The sequence below is a fragment of the Kitasatospora sp. NPDC087314 genome (genome assembly GCF_044744365.1).
Lineage (GTDB): Bacteria > Actinomycetota > Actinomycetes > Streptomycetales > Streptomycetaceae > Kitasatospora.
Window position 1 is genome coordinate 277,095 of sequence record NZ_JBIUYE010000011.1, and the last position, 15,555, is coordinate 292,649.

The window sequence follows — 15,555 nt, forward strand, 5'->3', positions numbered from 1 at the left end:
GCCGAGTTGGGCGCCCAGTCCGCTGCGGGGTGTGCGGTGACGCCGAGGATCCGGATCCTCCGTGTCGCGTGCTCGAAGGTGGCGGCGTACAGCTCGCCGTCCGGGCCGGCTACCCGGACCGATCGGATCCAGTCCGTCCGGACGACGACGGGGCGGGATTCAGCGGGAGCCGAGGCCCCCGCGCCACACCCGGCCGTCGTTCCCGGGGCGAGCGGCGTCGGGCGGACGTAGGTTGCGGACATGACCAGTGACGACATGATCCCGGCCGTGGGAGTGCGCCCGATGGACGAGGTGTTCGCCGCGATCGACACGGCCAACCGACGCCCCCGGCCCTGGACCGGCTTCGAGCACGGCGTACTGGGCGCCTACCGCTGGGCCGTCGGCGCCCAGATCGCGGCGCCCGTCACCGCCACCGCCGTGCCCGGCACCGCCGGACCGTGCCGCGCCCAGTTGCTGGCCGAGTGCCAGGCCGCCGGTGTCGGCCTCCGGCAGGCCGTGACACGAGGGGCGGACCACGTGTACGTCCTCGGCGCCCACCAGGCACTGGCCTGGATCTGCGGGATCCACGAGGACCGCCCCTGACTCGGCCCCGGCCCGTCCGGGATTCCCGGAACCGGCCGCCGTTCTCGGGCCGTGATCCGACGACCGCACCTGCGACCTGCGACCTGCGACCTGCGAAAAACGGCACAGCGGCCTTCAGCGCGCCGTACTCGGATGAGAATCCGACGTCGCTGAAGGCCGTCTCTGCGGTGGCCGTCGCAGGTTTCCTTCCCCGTCGCTGCAGGGAGCTCGCCGTGCGCCCCGAGGCCGCCTACGCTTCACGTGCCCGTCCCGCGCCTATGCGGAGCAGCCGGGCGGTTCAGTAGTAGTGGCGGCGTCCGCCGATGGCATGCCCGAGGGAACCGGCGATCCACAGGACCAGGCCGATGACGAGCAGCACGATGCCGATGGTCCACAGGATCGAGATGCCGGTGACGAAGCCGATGATGAGCAGGATGACGCCGAGGACGATCACGGAGGCCTCCCGGGTTGATGAGGGAACGGGACGGGTGTCGGGAAGGCCCGCACGGCGGTTCGCCGATCAGGGCCTGTCCACAACCCCCGCGTCTACCACCGCACCGGCCGGGCAAACCGGTCGGCCGGCCGCTGTTCGTGCCCGCCCTGCTCGGCCGCAGCCTCGGCGAGTACCCACGAGGGGCTGTTGCTCTGCCAGCAGTCTGCGAGCCTGTTCCAGGGCTTGCGCCGGATCGCGCAGTCCGATGTAGACGCAGATCGTGTAGTACACGTCGGCGAGCCGCCGCTCGGCCTCAGTCGTCGGGACTCGCGAGTCCCGGGTGAGCACGTCTGCCTCCGCCACCAGCCTGCGCAGAGCGGAAAAGTCGATCAATGACATCCAGACCCTGCCTTCCCGTACCCGCCCCGGCGCCTGCACGCTCCTCCTGCCATGGTTCCCGTCGGCCGGGCCCGGCGCCACCCGGACCCCGATGTGGAAGCGTCGGGCGCCGGATGAGCAGCAGCGCCGCACGTGCGGCGAGGCCGGCTCCGGCTCTGGAGAGATCGCCCCGGCTGACCGTTGTGCCGACCGCGTCGTGGTGGTCGGCGAGGTGGGCGTGGACGTACCCGTCGACGGCGGGCGGCTCAGCGGCTTTCCCGCACCCGACGGTCCGGTCCGCGCTTCCGACCCTGCGGGCGACTCGCGCTCGGTCGTCGCCCGGGATCGGGCGGTCTCCACCAGGGCTCACTGCCCGGGAAAGGGGCGATTTCGTCCCGGAGTGCCGGGTATGCGAAGAAGGGGGGTGAGACGACTCACGGGTCAGCACGAGCGCGCATCCTCCACGTCCGCCTCGGCCACGGAGAAGTTGCTGCGTCCGGTGGACACGGTCACGACGGCAGCGAACCATGTGCCCGGTGCCGCCCGGGTCGAAGCGGCCTTCGACGGCGTCCTGGACACGGTCGGTGTCATGTCACCCCGCTCGCGCCGGATCGCGGCCTACGCCGGTGCCGGTCGTCGTCTCCGTCCTGGCACCGCGCGTGATGCCGACGCTCGACCGGCACCTGTCCGCGCTCGGCGCGCGACCGGGCGCGTAGAACAGCGAAGGGGAGCCCCATGGACTCGAAGCAGATCGCACGCCAGGTGCTCCACGACTACGGCGAGACGTATGCGCGGGAGGCTGGCATTCGACTGCGCGACACCCCGGCGCCCTTGTACCAACTGTTGGTGCTCTGCGTCCTGTTCGCGGCACCGATCCGGGCCGAGACGGCGCTCGCCGCCGCCCGGGAGCTGTTCGCCGCCGGACTCCGTACACCACGCGCCATGGCCGATTCCGGCTGGCAGGACCGAGTGGACGCGCTCGGCCGGGCCCACTACCGCCGGTACGACGAGAGCACGGCCACCGCCCTGGGCAACGGCGCGAAGCTCGTCCTCGAACGCTGGCACGGAGACCTGCGCGCCCTGCGGGAGCAGGCCGACGGGGACGTGGGACGCCTGCGTGAACTGCTGCAGGAGGTACCGCGGATCGGCCCCACCGCCGCCGACATCTTCTGCCGGGAGGCCCAGGCCGTCTGGCCGGAACTGCGGCCCTTCTTCGATGCCCGCGCCCGGAAGACGGCCTCCGGCCTCGGCCTTCCCCGAACCCCCGAGGCACTGGCAGACCTCGTCCGACCACGCGATCTGGCCCGGCTCGCAGACGGCCTGGTGCGGGTCGGCCGGGAGGGCCCCTCTGGCGCGGCCGCCCGGTATCCGATCGCTCCCAAGCCGGTGGGAGGTCACGCCGGTGAACGGGCCGGGCCCGGTCCGGGCGGGAACGGCTGATCCTCGCGGCTCGGCCGCCCAGCGCTTCGACGAGGCGGTCGGCGGCGAACGCCAGGCTGACCAGGGTCCGGGTGAAGTCGAGAGCGTCCGGTTGGTCGCGGCGCGCGGTGGTCCGGTCACCGTCGGGCTCGTTCATGGAGTGAGGACGGCGACCCCGGTGACGCGGTCGGCGGCCAGATCGGCGAGTGCGTCCGGCGCTCGGTCCAGGGCGTAGCGCTGGACGTGGACGGTGGGGTGGTGTCGGGCGACTTCGGCGAGATAGGCGAGGCCGTCGGCGCGGGTGTTGGCGGTGACGCTGCGCAGGGTGCGCTCCTGGAAGAGGTGGCGTTGGTAGTCGAGAGAGGGGATGTCGGTCAGGTGGATCCCGGCCACGGCCAGGGTGCCGCCGCGGTCGAGTGCCGCGAGGGCGACGGGGACGAGGTCTCCGACGGGGGCGAAGAGGATCGCGGCGTCGAGTGGTTCGGGTGGAGCGTCGTAGGCGTCCGCGGCCGAGGCGGCGCCCAGGTCGAGGGCGAGCCGTCGGGCCTCTTCGGAGCGGGTGAGGACGTGGACCACGGCGCCCCGGGCGAGGGCGAGTTGGGCGGTGAGGTGGGCGGAGGCGCCGAAGCCGTAGAGGCCGAGGCGGCCGCCTGGGGGTAGTTCGGCGCGTTCCAGGGCGCGGTAGCCGATGATGCCGGCGCACAGCAGTGGCGCCAGTTCCTCGGCTGGTGGCCCTTCGGGCAGGTGGTAGGCGAAGCGGGCGTCGACCACCGCGTACCGGGCGTATCCGCCGTGGAGGTCCCAGCCGGTGTAGCGCGAGCGGGGGCAGAGGTTCTCCCGTCCGGCCCGGCAGTACCGGCACTGCCCGCAGGTGCCCGCGAGCCATGCGGCACCGGCTCTGGCGCCGGGTGTGAAGTCCGTGACGTCGGGGCCGGTGTGCAGGACTCGGCCGACGATCTCGTGGCCGGGCGTGCAGCGCGGGACGCGCGGCTCCAGGTCCCCCTCGGCCAGGTGCAGGTCGGTGCGGCAGACTCCGCAGGCCTCCACTTCGAGGAGCAGCCCGTACGGGCCGGTGTCGTCCAGCGGCCGTTCGACCAGACGGAGTGGGTTGTCGCCGATCGGAGAGGCGTGGTCCACGACCCATGCCGTGGTCGAGGTGGGCCAGCCGGGTGATGCGGTGGACATCGTCATCCCTTCGTCGGCGGCCGACCGTACGGTGGCAGGTCTGCCGGGACCGGGCGCCGTAGGCGGCCGGCTGGCAGGTGAACGGCGTGGTGCGGGTCGGCTCCTGCCACGCCCCTTCACTTCCAGCGTCAGGCCGAAGACGGGGCCGCGCCATGGGCCGGACGGCCCGGTGCGACCGCCCCGGAGCCTGTTCCGTTGTCCCCGCCCCGGTGCGCACCGAGGTCGTCGACATCCTCACTGCGCCACCCGCACCGGCGAGGCCTGGGTCAGCGGCCCGCCGTGTCGGGCCCCTCCGTCGGTCGTCGGCCGCCTGCAGGCGGGTGCCGGGCGCCGGAAGGCCGGTCGGCGCCTCTGCGGCCGGGCCCGGCGTGCGCACACGGATCGGCGGTGCGCACGATGGAAGACGGGCCGGCTGGACAGACGGTGGCCAACCGGGCGGCCATCGACTGGGCCGCGCGCGAAGCGCTACTGCGCGCCCTTCCCCTGGAGATCCTCCAGGTCTGGCCCTGGAGACGTGCGAGGAAGTGCTGGCCTTCGCCTTCGAGACGGCCGCGCGGCGTGGCGCGCCGCTGACCGCGGTGCATTCCTGGGAGCCGCCGGCCGGCGCCGAGTACATGCACTTCGGCGCGATCGGCGGCCTGGAGGAACTGGCCGCGGCTGCGGCACAGGCGTTGGAGGCGGCGGTGGCACCCTGGCGGGAGCGCTACCCCGACGTGCCGGCTGCGACGGCGCTGTTGCACGGACGCGCCGGCGTCACCATGGTGGAAGCCGCCGCCAACGCCGGCCTGGCGGTGGTCGGAGCCCGCCGCCGCCACAATCCGGTGGGGGCGCACCTCGGGCCGGTCGCCCACGCCCTGATCCACCATGTCGCTTGTCCCGTCGCAGTGGTGCCCTGCCGCTGAGCCCTGGCACGGCGTCGGTGTCAGCCGACGGGCGGGTCTCGAACGTCGCCGTCGCCTCGTGTCCCGTACCGCCTGTGGTCGATCCTTGCCCGGACATCCGCCAACCCGTGCCGTCCGCGACCTTGCGCTCCGCTCAGCCGGTGCCGATCCGACGGCCGGTGACCTTGTCCGGGCGGATCCGTACCCACAGCGGGCGGGAGCCGCCGGCCCAGGGTGTGGCGCCGGGCAGCGCCGCCAGCCGCTCCTGCTCGGCCGGGTCTCCGACGTGCTGCGCCTCGCCGAGGAGGAGCACGCTCCACCCCCGGCTCAGGTGGTCGTCGATGTGGTCCACCTGGAACGAGACCGGTGTGCCGTGCCCTGCTGCGGCGGCACCGTGAGCGGCCGTGCGGTAGACGATCGTTCCGGCGTCCACCGCGTAGTTGACCGGGAGGACGGCCGGTGCGGACCCGCCGGGCAGGCCGATCCGGCCGACACCGTGGGTGCCGATCAGCTCCCAGCACTGTGGTTCGGTGAGGTGGAGCAGCAGGGGGCGCGGGCCGGGGTCCGGCTGCCCCGGGGGAGCATCGGCGCGCTCCTCCAGCAGCTCGGACCAGGTCATCCGCAGTGCGGCGGCGATCCGGGCGAACCCGCCCGGATCGAAGGCCGGGCCGGCATCCAGCAGATGCCTCAGGTAGCGGGGCGCCATGGCTGCCTGATAGGCCAACATCTTGTCATCCAGGCCGAGTTGGTCGCGGCGTTCGACGATCCGGCGGGCCACCTCGGCAGGAACGGCCCGCCTGACGGCGTCGGTATCGGGGCTGGTGTCCACGGTGTGCCTCCTCGGCTTGCCGGTGCCCGCGGGTCAGGTCCGGAAGAGCGCGACCTTGAGTGCTCCGGTCTCGGCCGCGTCGGCGAAGACGTCGTAGGCGTCCTGCATCTCGTCGAGGCCGAAGCGGTGGGTGACCAGCCCGGCGACGTCCAGTCGGCCGGCCGCCAGCAGGTCCAGTAGCAACGGGGTGCTGTTCGTGTCGACCAGACCGGTGGTGATGGTGACGTTCCGGGCCCAGAGGTCCTCCAGGTGGAGCACCGCCGACCTGCCGTGCACGCCCACGTTGGCGACCCGGCCGCCGGGGCGCACCAGGCGGGTGCACAGTTCGAAGGTCTCGGGCACGCCGACCGCCTCGATCGCGACGTCCACGCCGAGGCCGTCCGCGCTCAGCGGCCGCGCGGATTCCGGGGTGACCTCGGCGGCGGTGAGCACGGCGTCGGCGCCGAAGCGCTTGGCGGCGTCGAGTCGGCTCCGGGCGAGGTCGACGGCGAGGACGCGGGACGGGCTGTAGAGGCGGGCGGTGAGGATCGCGGCGAGCCCGATCGGCCCGGCGCCGACGATCACCACGGTGTCGCCCGGGCCGACCCTGCCGTTGCGGACGCCGACCTCGTACGAGGTGGGCAGGATGTCGGCGAGCAGCAAGGCGTCCTCGTCGCCGACGCCCTCGGGCAGCCTGTACAGGGAGGTGTCCGCGAAGGGGGTGCGGACGTACTCGGCCTGGCAGCCGTCGATCAGGTGGCCGAGGATCCAGCCGCCACCGCCCGTGCACTGGCCGTAGCTCGCGCCGCGGCAGTAGGCGCAGCGGCCGCAGGCGGAGATGCAGGAGACCAGGACGCGGTCGCCGGCCGTGACCGTGCGTACGCCCGGTCCGGTCTCGGTGACGGTGCCGACGGCCTCGTGGCCGAGGATCCGGCCCTGGGTGACCTCGGGGACGTCGCCCTTGAGGATGTGCAGGTCGGTGCCGCAGATGGTGACCGCGTCCACCCGGACAACGGCGTCCTCCGGGTCGCGGACCACCGGGTTCGGGACGTCGCCCCAGGTACGGCGGCCGGGTCCGTGGTAGGTGAGCGCTTTCATGCCGCGATCACTCCTCGGGGGGGGTGGCGGAGCCGGGACGGTTCCGCTCACCCTTCCAGCCTTGTGCGCGGCCACGCCCGGCGCCAGGGGGCCGGCGGGGTCCTCCGGCTGGGCCGATGGGCCCTCTTGCGCCCGGCGTACCGGGGGTGACCGCGATTCCGGGGCGGCTCATGCAGTCGCCGACCCGGGTACGACCGGGCGGGCGCGCGGATTCGGAGGCCGGGAAGGTGTCGGCCGGTGCTCCGTCGAGGATGCTGTGCTTCACGATCGTCACGTCCTCTCGGCGAGAGCCGGGCGCCGCAGCCTTCGCAGGTAGGGGTCGAAGGACGGCCGGGGTTCGAGGCGGACCCGGGCGTCCACGCAGACCGCGCCGTCGGGGCGGGCGATGACGGGGTTGAGGTCGGCCTCGGCGAGTTCCGGGAAGTCGTCGGCGAGCCGGGACAGCCTGGCGAGCACCGACCGTAGCGCGGCAAGGTCCACGGGAGGCTCTCCGCCGTTCCCCAACAGCAGTGGTGCGCTACGGAGTTCGGCGACCATGGCAGCCAGGTCGCGGTCGCTCAGCGGGGCGAGCCGGGCCACCCGGTCGGCCAGGACGTCGGCGGCGGTTCCGCCCAGCCCGAGGACGACGAGCGGGCAGAAGACCTGGTCCTGGACCACGCCGACGAGCAGTTCCACCCCGGGTGGGGCCATCGGCTGGACCACCGCTCCGGCCAGTTCGGTGTCGAACCTCCTCGTGAACTCCCGGTAGGCGGAGCGGACTTCGGCCTCGGTGGCCAGGCCGGTACGGACCGCGCCCGCCGCGCTCTTGTGCACCTGCCCGGGCCAGTAGGCCTTCAGGGCCACCTTCCCCTCGTGCCCGAGCCGACCCAGGCCGTTCGCGGCGACGGACGTCGCGTGCTCGTCGCGGGCCCACACCGTGGTGACCAACGGCAGCCCGTAGGCCTCCAGCAGGTCGGTGGTGGTCAGCGGGTCGAGCCAGCCGCCCTCGGGGTGGGCGGTGAGGTAGCCGTCCACCAGGCTGCGGGCGGTGCGCCGGTCGCAGTCCGGACCATCGGCGGGCAGGGCGGCGGGCTCGGGCGGCGGTTCGGCGAGCCAGCGGGCGCGGTCCCGGGCGTGGGCGAGGGCGCGGGCGGCGGCGACGGTGTCGGAGTAGGCCGGGAGACTGCCGCCGTCGGCGCAGGTCCGGTAGCGCACGGGCACCTGCTGGTCGAGCAGCACGGCGGCGATCGGGACGCGACGCCGGGCCGGGCCCTCCAGCAGGGCAAGCACCGGAGCGTGGACCGGGGTGTCGCACAGCGCCGTGGGCACGAGGCAGACGAGGATGGCGTCGATGGCCTCCTCGCGGTCCAACGCGCGTAGGAAGAGCGCGAGTTCGGTCGGCCGGATCGCCGCCGTGGTGTCCACCGGGTTGCGGACGGAAGCGCCCGGAGGAAGCAATTCCACGAGTTCCACAGGGAGTTCCGGCAGCACCAGTCCGGCCTCGGCGCAGGCGTCGGCGGCCAGGATGCCGATGCCGCCGGCGTTGGACACCACGGCGACCGCGCCGCGTGGAGCGGGCAGCGGCTGGGCGTGCAACAGCGCTGCGGCCTCGACGAGTTCCTCGATGCTCCGGGTGGCGGTGATGCCTGCCTGCCGGAACAGCGCCTCCCTGGTCACGGTGGGGGTGGCGGCGGCCGCGGAGCGCGAGCCGGCGCCCCGGCGACCGGCGGTCGAGCGCCCGGCGTCCACGGTCAGCACCGGGATCGTGCGGGTGACGCGCCGGGCGGTGCGGGCGAAGACGCGCGGGCTACCGAAGGACTCCAGATGGAGCAGCGCGAGGTCGGTACGGCCGTCCGTCTCCCACCACTGGAGCAGGTCGTTGCCGCTGACGTCGTACTTGTCGCCGAGCGAGACGAAGCTCGACACCCCGATGCCCAGCCAGGCCAGCCGTGACAGCAGCGCGATCCCCACACCGCCGCTCTGGACCGCGACCCCGGCGCTACCCGGCCGGGGGAAGGCACCGCCGAACTCGGCGTCCAACCGGACGGCGGGATCGGTCTGGGCCGTGCCCAGGCTGTTCGGCCCGACCAGGCGCATGCTGTGCCGGCGGCAGGCCCGCATCAGCCGGCGGGCCTCGTCCGCCCCGAGTCCGGAGGTGAGCACCACCAGCGCCCGGACCCCGGCGGCGCCGCACTCCTCCGCCACCCCGGGGACCGCAGCGACGGGCACGGCCAGTACGACCAGGTCGGGGACCGCTGGCAGCTCACCGACGGACGGGTAGGCGGGCTCGCCGTCGATCTCCCCGGCGTTCGGGTTCACCGCCCAGGCTTCACCGGTGAAGCCGCCCTGCCGGATCTTCGCCAGGACCGTCCGCCCGACCGAGCCCTCCCGCCGGGACACCCCCACCACCGCGACCGAGGCCGGGCGCAGTAGCGCCCCCAGGCTCGCGACATCGGCCCGGCGGCCGCGCTCGTCCACCGCCGAGCGGTAGCGCTCGTCCGTCTCGTCCAACGGCACCCGGACCCTGACCTCGCCCTGTGCGAAGCGGCGCTGGAGGGGCAGGCCGAGGTCGGCGAAGACCCGGTGGACGGCCCGGTTGCCGAACAGGGTGTCGGCCTCGAAGAAGCGGACGCCGGCGGCCCGGGCGGCGTGCACGAGGTGTTCGAGGAGGAGCGTGGCGACACCCCGGTGGTGCCAGCGATCGGCCACCGCGAGGGCCAGTTCCGCGGTGTCCGGCGGTTCGTCCAGCAGCTCGCAGTCGGCCTCGCCGACCAGTTCCTCCCCCACCCAGGCGCCGAGGGCGAGCAGGCCGGCCCGAGGCGCGCCGCACAGGCGGTCGGCGGCCTGCCCCGGCGCGTTGCGGCTGACCCCGAAGAACCGCATCCGGCGGCTCTCCTCGGACAACCCGTCGTTGTGCAGGTCCAGGACGGCCTGCCGGTCGTCCGGGCCGATCGGCCGGATCCCGACCGTCGTGCCGTCGGCCAGGAGGGCCTCGGCGGTGGTCTGCGGCGTGTGGACGGTGGACATGGCGCAACTCCTCGGCCGTCGCGTTCTACCCCTCCAGCCTCCTCCCCCGCCCGGGGCCCGAGGCAGGGCCGACCGGCCCCGGCCGACTCGGCGAACGGCGTCCTCCGGTGCCGCGTCGTCCGGAGGGGCCACGTCGTCCGGAGGGGCGGGGCGGACCCCGGGTACGCAGACTGGAGGCAGGTCGGTCGGCACGGAGGTCGCGAGGTGGCAGCGGAGGCAACGGCGGGGTATCCCGACATGCCGGACCCGTGGACGCTCCGCTACCAGGGCTTCGACCCGGCCGAGGAGGGGCTGCGGGAGGTGCTGTGCGCGGTCGGCAACGGCTACCTGGTCAGTCGGGGCGCCGCACCGGAGGCGGTCGCGGACGGGGTCCACTACCCGGGGACGTACCTGGCCGGCTGCTACGACCGTGCGGAGTCGGCCGTCGGCGGGCACGCGGTCACCAACGAGGACCTGATCAACTGCCCGAACTGGCTGCCGCTGACCTTCCGGCGGGCCGGCGAGAAGTGGTTCACCGGCCCGCCGGCCGGACAGACGCTCGAACTGGACCTGCGCCGGGGCGTACTGACCCGCCACGCCCTGGTCGTGGACCGGCAGGGGCGGCGGAGCCGGCTCGTCCAGCGCCGCCTGGCCAGCCAGGCCCGACCGCACCTGCTCGCCCTGGAGAGCACGCTCACCCCGGAGAACTGGTCGGGCCCCCTGGAGATCCGGTCGGCGCTGGACGGGACGGTCGCCAACACCGGCGTCGCCCGCTACCGGGGGCTCGCGGAGCGCCACCTGGTGCCCGCCGGGCAGGGCGTGGACGCGCGGGGACTGCTGTGGCTGGCGGTCGATGCCGCCCACTCCCCTCTGAACATCGCGCTCGCGGCCCGCACCCGGGTGGCGGGTGCGGAGGTCGTGGCCGAGTGCCACGAGGGCCGGGCCTCCCAGGTCCTGTCCGTGGACGCCGTACGGGGCCGCCCGGTCACGGTGGAGAAGACCGTGGCGTTCCACACCTCCCGCGACCCGGCGATCGAGAGCCCCGTCGGCGCCTCCCTGCTGCTCGCCGCGCAGGCCGGGTCCTTCGATCGACTGCTCGCCGAACACGCGCTCCGCTGGACCGAGTTGTGGCGCCGTTGCCGGATCGACGCCGACTTCGACGGCAACGGCCCACTGCACCTGGACCTCTTCCACATCCTGCAGAGCTACTCCGAGCACTCCATCGACCTGGACGTCGGCATCCCGGCCCGCGGGCTGCACGGCGAGGCGTACCGAGGCCACGTCTTCTGGGACGAGCTGTTCGTCCTACGGGTGCTCAACCTCCGCTTCCCCGAACTCACCCGCGCCGTCCTCCGCTACCGCCACCGCCGCCTCGACACCGCCCGCCGGCAGGCCCGGGCGAGCGGTCTGCGCGGGGCGATGTACCCGTGGCAGAGCGCCAGCGACGGCCGGGAGGAGGCCCAGCAACTGCACCTGAACCCGCTGTCGGGCCGCTGGCTGCCCGACCACAGCCATCTCCAGCGGCACGTCGGCTCGGCGGTCGCGTACAACGTCTGGCAGTACTACCAGGCGACCGGCGACCGGGAGTTCCTCGCCACGGCCGGCGCCGAGATGCTGCTGGAGATCGCCCGGTTCTGGTCCTCCACGGCCGTCCACGACCGCTCCCGCGGGCACTGGTCGATCCGCGGCGTGCTCGGCCCCGACGAGTACCACGACGCGTACCCCTGGGCGGACCGGCCCGGCCTGGACGACAACGCGTACACCAACGTGCTCGCCTCCTGGGTGCTGGCCCGCGCCCAGGACGCCCTGGACGTCCTTCCCGGCTACCGGCGCGACGAGCTGCGCGAACGCCTCGCCCTCGACCACCTGGAGCTGGACCGCTGGCAGGAGGTCGGGCGGCACCTGCACGTCCCGTTCCACGAGGGGGTTCTCAGCCAGTTCGACGGCTACGAGCGGCTCGCCGAACTCGACTGGGAGGCCTACCGGCGCCGCTACCCCGACCTGTGCCGCCTCGACCGGATCCTGGAGGCCGAGGGCGACACCGTCAACCGCTACAAGGCCTCCAAACAGGCCGACGCGCTGATGCTCTGGTTCCTGTTCTCCGCCCGCGAGGTCCGCGACCTGCTCCGGCGCTTGGGTCACCCGGCCGGCCACGAGCTGCTGCGCCGCACCACCGACTACTACCTGCGGCGCACCGTGCACGGGTCGACGCTCAGCTCCGTGGTGCACGCCTGGGTGCTCACCCGCTCCGACCGCCGCGCCTCCTGGCGGTACTTCCGCGACGCCCTGGTGGCCGACCTGCGCGACAGCCAGCACGGCACCACGGCCGAGGGCGTCCACCTGGGCGCCATGGCCGGGGCGGTCGACCTGCTGCAGCGCTGCTACACCGGCCTGGAGGTCCGCGAGGACGCCCTCTGGCTCGACCCGCACCTGCCGTCCGCCCTCGGCCGACTGGAACTGGACCTGCGCTACCGGGGCCACTGGGGCCTCACGATCGCCGTCGACCGCAGCACGGTCACGGTGAGCCTGCGCGAGGACCGCCAGGACCCGGTCCTGATCCGCCTGCGCGGCGCGGAGGCGACGGTGCGGCCGGGCGAGACCCGGCGCTTCCAGCTCTGAGGACGCCGACCTCACCGGCGTCCGGACCAGCGCGGTTCCACCTGTTCCCAGGCGGGCTCCCAGCTGTTCTCCGCCCGCCGTTCCGGCACGTGGCAGCCCGGCGCACGTGCTGCCGCAGGGACGTGCGCGAGGCCTGGCGCCTGTGCGTGGTGGCTGCGGCGATCACGGCGAGCCTCCTCGGTTCCCGGGACCTTGTCGCCAGGGTTTCCCGGCCCCACCGGCCCCACCGGCCGCCCCAGGGCCCTGCGGGCCCCGGCTCCGGGACCGTCCGGCCCCTGCCCCGACCGACCTTCGGTGGTCTCATGGAGGTACGGACGACCGGGCACGGCCCGGCGCCCCCTCACCGCCCCAGGGAGGACGGCATGAAAGCCGCCGTCGGAGACCGCATCATCGTCCAAGGCACCCGACCGGGCGCGGCCCGGAGGGACGGCGAGATCGTCGGCCTGCACCACCCGGACGGCAGCCCGCCGTACGACGTGCGCTGGTCGGACGACGACCGGGTGACCGAGTACTTCCCGGGCCCCGACGCCCGGATCCACCACTTCCAGCACGAGCACGGGAACGCGCCCGTGGCCGTACCGCCCCACCCGCACCTCTTCGCCGGCTGACAGCGGCGGGCTGGACGAATACGGGATCGACCGGTTGGTGCGGTCGGGGGCACCGATCGACGTCTTCGCGGTGGGGCCGCCGGGCTCGGGGCCGTGGGCCGGTCGGCCCTCGTGGCGAGTGCCGGGCCTGCCTAGCGTGGAGCAGGGGCCGGTCGCCGTCCCCGAGGAGGAGCCATGACGTCCGCGAGTTCCGAAGACCTGCGCCGTTCCGTCGTTCTCGGTGTCGACGCCCAGGACACCGGCCGCATGACCGCTGCCTGGGCCGCCGACGAAGCCGACCGCCGGGGCTTGCCGCTCCGGCTGGTGCACGCCATCGCTTCGCCGTTCCGCGAGTTCCGTCCCTTCGACGAGGGCCGGTACCACAAGGCCCTGCGCGAGCGCGCCGAGCAGGCGCTCGACCGGGCCGCATCCGTGGCCTGGGACCGACACCCCGGGCTGGCGCTGACGACGGACGTCACCGAAGACCTCCCCGCCCCGGTGCTGTGCCGGGAGTCTGCCCACGCCGAGCTGGTGGTGCTCGGCTCCCGCCGGCTGAACCGGTTCCAGGAAGCGGTGAGCTCCTACTCGGTAGCCGTCCCGGTGAGCGCCCAGTCCCGCTGCCCGGTGGTGGTCGTCCGCGACCCCGAGCACATCACCCAGGACCCGCCGTACGTCGTGGTCGGTGTCGACGGCAGCCCGTACTCGGCCGCTGCCGTCGACTTCGCCTTCGACCTGGCCGCCGAACGGCGGGCCGCGCTGCGCGTGCTCTGGGCCTGGCAGCGCCCACCGGTCGGCAATCTCGACGAGCCCGCCACCGAGCAGATCCTCCGCCGGCTGCTCTTCGAGTCCACGGCCGGCCGCCACGAGCGCTACCCGGACCTGGCGGTGAGCCACGAGCTGGTGCACGGCCACCCGGTCGAGGAGCTGGGCGCCGTCTCCGAGCACGCCCTCGCCGTGGTCGTCGGCCGCCGAGGCAGTGGAGGGTTCACCGGCATGCGGCTCGGCTCCGTCCCGCACGGTCTGCTGCACCGAGCGAACTGCCCGGTGGTGACCGTGCCCGCTTCCCCGCGCTGATCCGAATCCGCACCGAGCGGGCCGACCACGGCCGCTGCCGCTACCGGGGCGGCCCGGTCGCCATCGTCCCCTAGGACTGATCCGGCCCACCCGGCGACCCGATCCGGGCCGAACGGCCCGCGCCCGGACGGTGTCCTCGGAGCGAACCTGGGGGGTGACGAAAGGTGAGGACCATGCACACCGTGATCGTGTACGAGAGCATGTACGGCCACACCCGCGAGATCGCCCAGGCGATCGCCGAGGGCGTCCACCAGGCTGACCCGGAGGCGGCCGTCGATTGCCTCCCGGTGGCCGAGGCCGGGCCCGACCAGACCCGGTCCGCGGACCTGCTGGTGGTGGGCGGCCCGACCCACCTGCGCGGCATGTCCTCCGGGCTCAGCCGCCGGATGGCAGCCGCTGCCGAGGACCACCGGGAGGGCCACGAGGAGGCCTCCGCCGAGGCCCACCGGACCACCCAGGGGCCGGGCCTGCGGTCCTGGTTCCACGACCTGCCCGAGACCGAATCCGGCACCTACGCCGCCGCGTTCGACACCCGCGTCGACACGCCCCTGGCGGGCGGCGCCGCCGAGGGCATCGCCCACCGGCTCTCCGGCCACCACTACGACGTGGTCGCCGAGCCCGAGGGCTTCCTCGTCGAGGGCGCCGACGGCCCGCTGCGCGCCGGCGAGCTCGACCGTGCCCGTGCCTGGGGCGCGGGCCTGGTCTGACCATGGCGCAACGACCACGCAGCACCGCACCGTCTGCGGGGTGATGGCCGCCCCGGTGCCCGTCCGCCCCGGCCCCTCGGGGCCGATCGGTCCCACCGCGGGGCCAGGCCGCGGGTGCCGTTTGCCATGAGCGTCCTGGCCGAGGCGGCCCCGCGACGACGGGGCGACACTGGTCGAGGGGGCCGGAGGACGGGAGTGCACGGGATGTCTGGCGGCGCAGACGGCGCGTACCGCGCCCTGATCGGCGAGCTGGCCGCTCTGGTACGGCTCGCGCACACCGCGCTGCGCGGCGCGACGGCCGTACTGACCGATTCGGCGGGCGGCAACGGGATTCCGGCCGCGGAGAAGGCCCTGGCCGAGCTGCGGTCCCGGATCGAGGAGGACGCCGCCGGAGCGCTCGGGGGGCGGGCCGGGGTCGTCGTCGGGGTCCACGTCGGCTGCGAGGTGGAGGCCGTCGGGCAATTGGTGCAGCGGCTGCTGGAGGCGGCCTGGGCGCGCCAGCGGCGGGAGCTGTTCGGTGAGCGCCCGCTGGCCTCGCTGCACGGCATCGCCGACGCTGCGCTGGGCCTGGTCGCACGGGCGGCCGACACCCTGGAGTCCGGCGGGCCCGAGGGCGTGGCGGACGTGTTGAGCGAGCTGCACGAGGTCGGCCAACGGCAGCGGCTGTTGTACGAGCTACTCCTCCGCGAAGCGGACGCGGACGCGGACCCGGTCGACACCGCCGATCTCGTCCTGCTGTCCTGCTGCTACCAGCAGTGCGCCGAGCACGGGGCCTCGATCGCCCGCCACGCGGTGCTGTTCTCCCCTGCGGCGTCCTGAA

The 15,555-nt window shown here is 74.2% G+C and carries 14 protein-coding genes; 8 read left to right on the forward strand and 6 right to left on the reverse strand.

The window, feature by feature from the left end; translation table 11 throughout:
• Window positions 1–240: 240 nt before the first annotated feature.
• On the forward strand, window positions 241–582 hold the full coding sequence (locus tag ACIO5E_RS24895; protein WP_400671627.1) for a hypothetical protein: 342 nt from the start codon (window positions 241–243) through the stop codon (window positions 580–582).
• A gap of 277 nt (window positions 583–859) precedes the next feature.
• Here ACIO5E_RS24895 and ACIO5E_RS24900 read toward each other — a convergent pair whose 3' ends face one another.
• Both ACIO5E_RS24900 and ACIO5E_RS24905 read right to left on the reverse strand, forming a co-directional pair.
• The gene (locus tag ACIO5E_RS24900; protein WP_400671629.1) at window positions 860–1,015 is read right to left on the reverse strand and encodes a DUF6131 family protein; all 156 of its coding nucleotides are present in this window, start codon (window positions 1,013–1,015) and stop codon (window positions 860–862) included.
• 66 nt (window positions 1,016–1,081) lie between these two features.
• Window positions 1,082–1,393, reverse strand: coding sequence for a DUF5133 domain-containing protein (locus tag ACIO5E_RS24905; RefSeq protein ID WP_400671631.1), 312 nt, complete (start codon window positions 1,391–1,393; stop codon window positions 1,082–1,084).
• Between the two features lie 714 nt (window positions 1,394–2,107).
• Between ACIO5E_RS24905 and ACIO5E_RS24910 the strand changes: the two genes are divergently transcribed.
• The gene (locus ACIO5E_RS24910; RefSeq protein ID WP_400671633.1) at window positions 2,108–2,812 is read left to right on the forward strand and encodes an endonuclease; all 705 of its coding nucleotides are present in this window, start codon (window positions 2,108–2,110) and stop codon (window positions 2,810–2,812) included.
• Window positions 2,813–2,944: 132 nt separating this feature from the next.
• Here the strand turns inward: ACIO5E_RS24910 and ACIO5E_RS24915 are convergent, their stop codons facing one another.
• Entirely contained in the window at window positions 2,945–3,976 is a 1,032-nt protein-coding gene (locus ACIO5E_RS24915) for a zinc-binding alcohol dehydrogenase family protein (protein ID WP_400671635.1), read from the reverse strand.
• A 152-nt stretch (window positions 3,977–4,128) separates the two neighbouring features.
• Here ACIO5E_RS24915 and ACIO5E_RS24920 point away from each other — a divergent pair, with 152 nt between their 5' ends.
• Window positions 4,129–4,878, forward strand: a complete 750-nt coding sequence (locus tag ACIO5E_RS24920) for a universal stress protein (protein WP_400671637.1) — start codon at window positions 4,129–4,131, stop codon at window positions 4,876–4,878.
• Window positions 4,879–5,011: 133 nt separating this feature from the next.
• Here the strand turns inward: ACIO5E_RS24920 and ACIO5E_RS24925 are convergent, their stop codons facing one another.
• From ACIO5E_RS24925 to ACIO5E_RS24935, 3 genes are all read right to left on the reverse strand, one after another.
• On the reverse strand, window positions 5,012–5,686 hold the full coding sequence (locus ACIO5E_RS24925) for a pyridoxamine 5'-phosphate oxidase family protein (protein ID WP_400671639.1): 675 nt from the start codon (window positions 5,684–5,686) through the stop codon (window positions 5,012–5,014).
• A gap of 33 nt (window positions 5,687–5,719) precedes the next feature.
• Window positions 5,720–6,763 (reverse strand): zinc-dependent alcohol dehydrogenase family protein, encoded by a 1,044-nt coding sequence (locus ACIO5E_RS24930; RefSeq protein WP_400671641.1) that lies wholly within the window; start codon window positions 6,761–6,763, stop codon window positions 5,720–5,722.
• A gap of 270 nt (window positions 6,764–7,033) precedes the next feature.
• The gene (locus tag ACIO5E_RS24935) at window positions 7,034–9,769 is read right to left on the reverse strand and encodes a GNAT family N-acetyltransferase (RefSeq protein WP_400671644.1); all 2,736 of its coding nucleotides are present in this window, start codon (window positions 9,767–9,769) and stop codon (window positions 7,034–7,036) included.
• 204 nt (window positions 9,770–9,973) lie between these two features.
• Between ACIO5E_RS24935 and ACIO5E_RS24940 the strand changes: the two genes are divergently transcribed.
• The 5 genes from ACIO5E_RS24940 (at window position 9,974) to ACIO5E_RS24960 (ending at window position 15,554) form a co-directional block, all read left to right on the forward strand.
• Window positions 9,974–12,367: a glycoside hydrolase family 65 protein gene (locus tag ACIO5E_RS24940; RefSeq protein ID WP_400671645.1), complete on the forward strand. Its 2,394-nt coding sequence runs from the start codon at window positions 9,974–9,976 to the stop codon at window positions 12,365–12,367.
• A 362-nt stretch (window positions 12,368–12,729) separates the two neighbouring features.
• Window positions 12,730–12,975 (forward strand): DUF1918 domain-containing protein, encoded by a 246-nt coding sequence (locus ACIO5E_RS24945; RefSeq protein WP_400671648.1) that lies wholly within the window; start codon window positions 12,730–12,732, stop codon window positions 12,973–12,975.
• A gap of 174 nt (window positions 12,976–13,149) precedes the next feature.
• Window positions 13,150–14,028 carry a universal stress protein gene (locus ACIO5E_RS24950; protein ID WP_400671649.1) on the forward strand — a complete coding sequence of 293 codons (879 nt, stop codon included), beginning with the start codon at window positions 13,150–13,152 and terminating at the stop codon, window positions 14,026–14,028.
• Window positions 14,029–14,201: 173 nt separating this feature from the next.
• Entirely contained in the window at window positions 14,202–14,735 is a 534-nt protein-coding gene (locus ACIO5E_RS24955) for a flavodoxin family protein (RefSeq protein ID WP_400671651.1), read from the forward strand.
• Between the two features lie 204 nt (window positions 14,736–14,939).
• On the forward strand, window positions 14,940–15,554 hold the full coding sequence (locus tag ACIO5E_RS24960; protein ID WP_400671653.1) for a hypothetical protein: 615 nt from the start codon (window positions 14,940–14,942) through the stop codon (window positions 15,552–15,554).
• Window position 15,555: the final 1 nt, after the last annotated feature.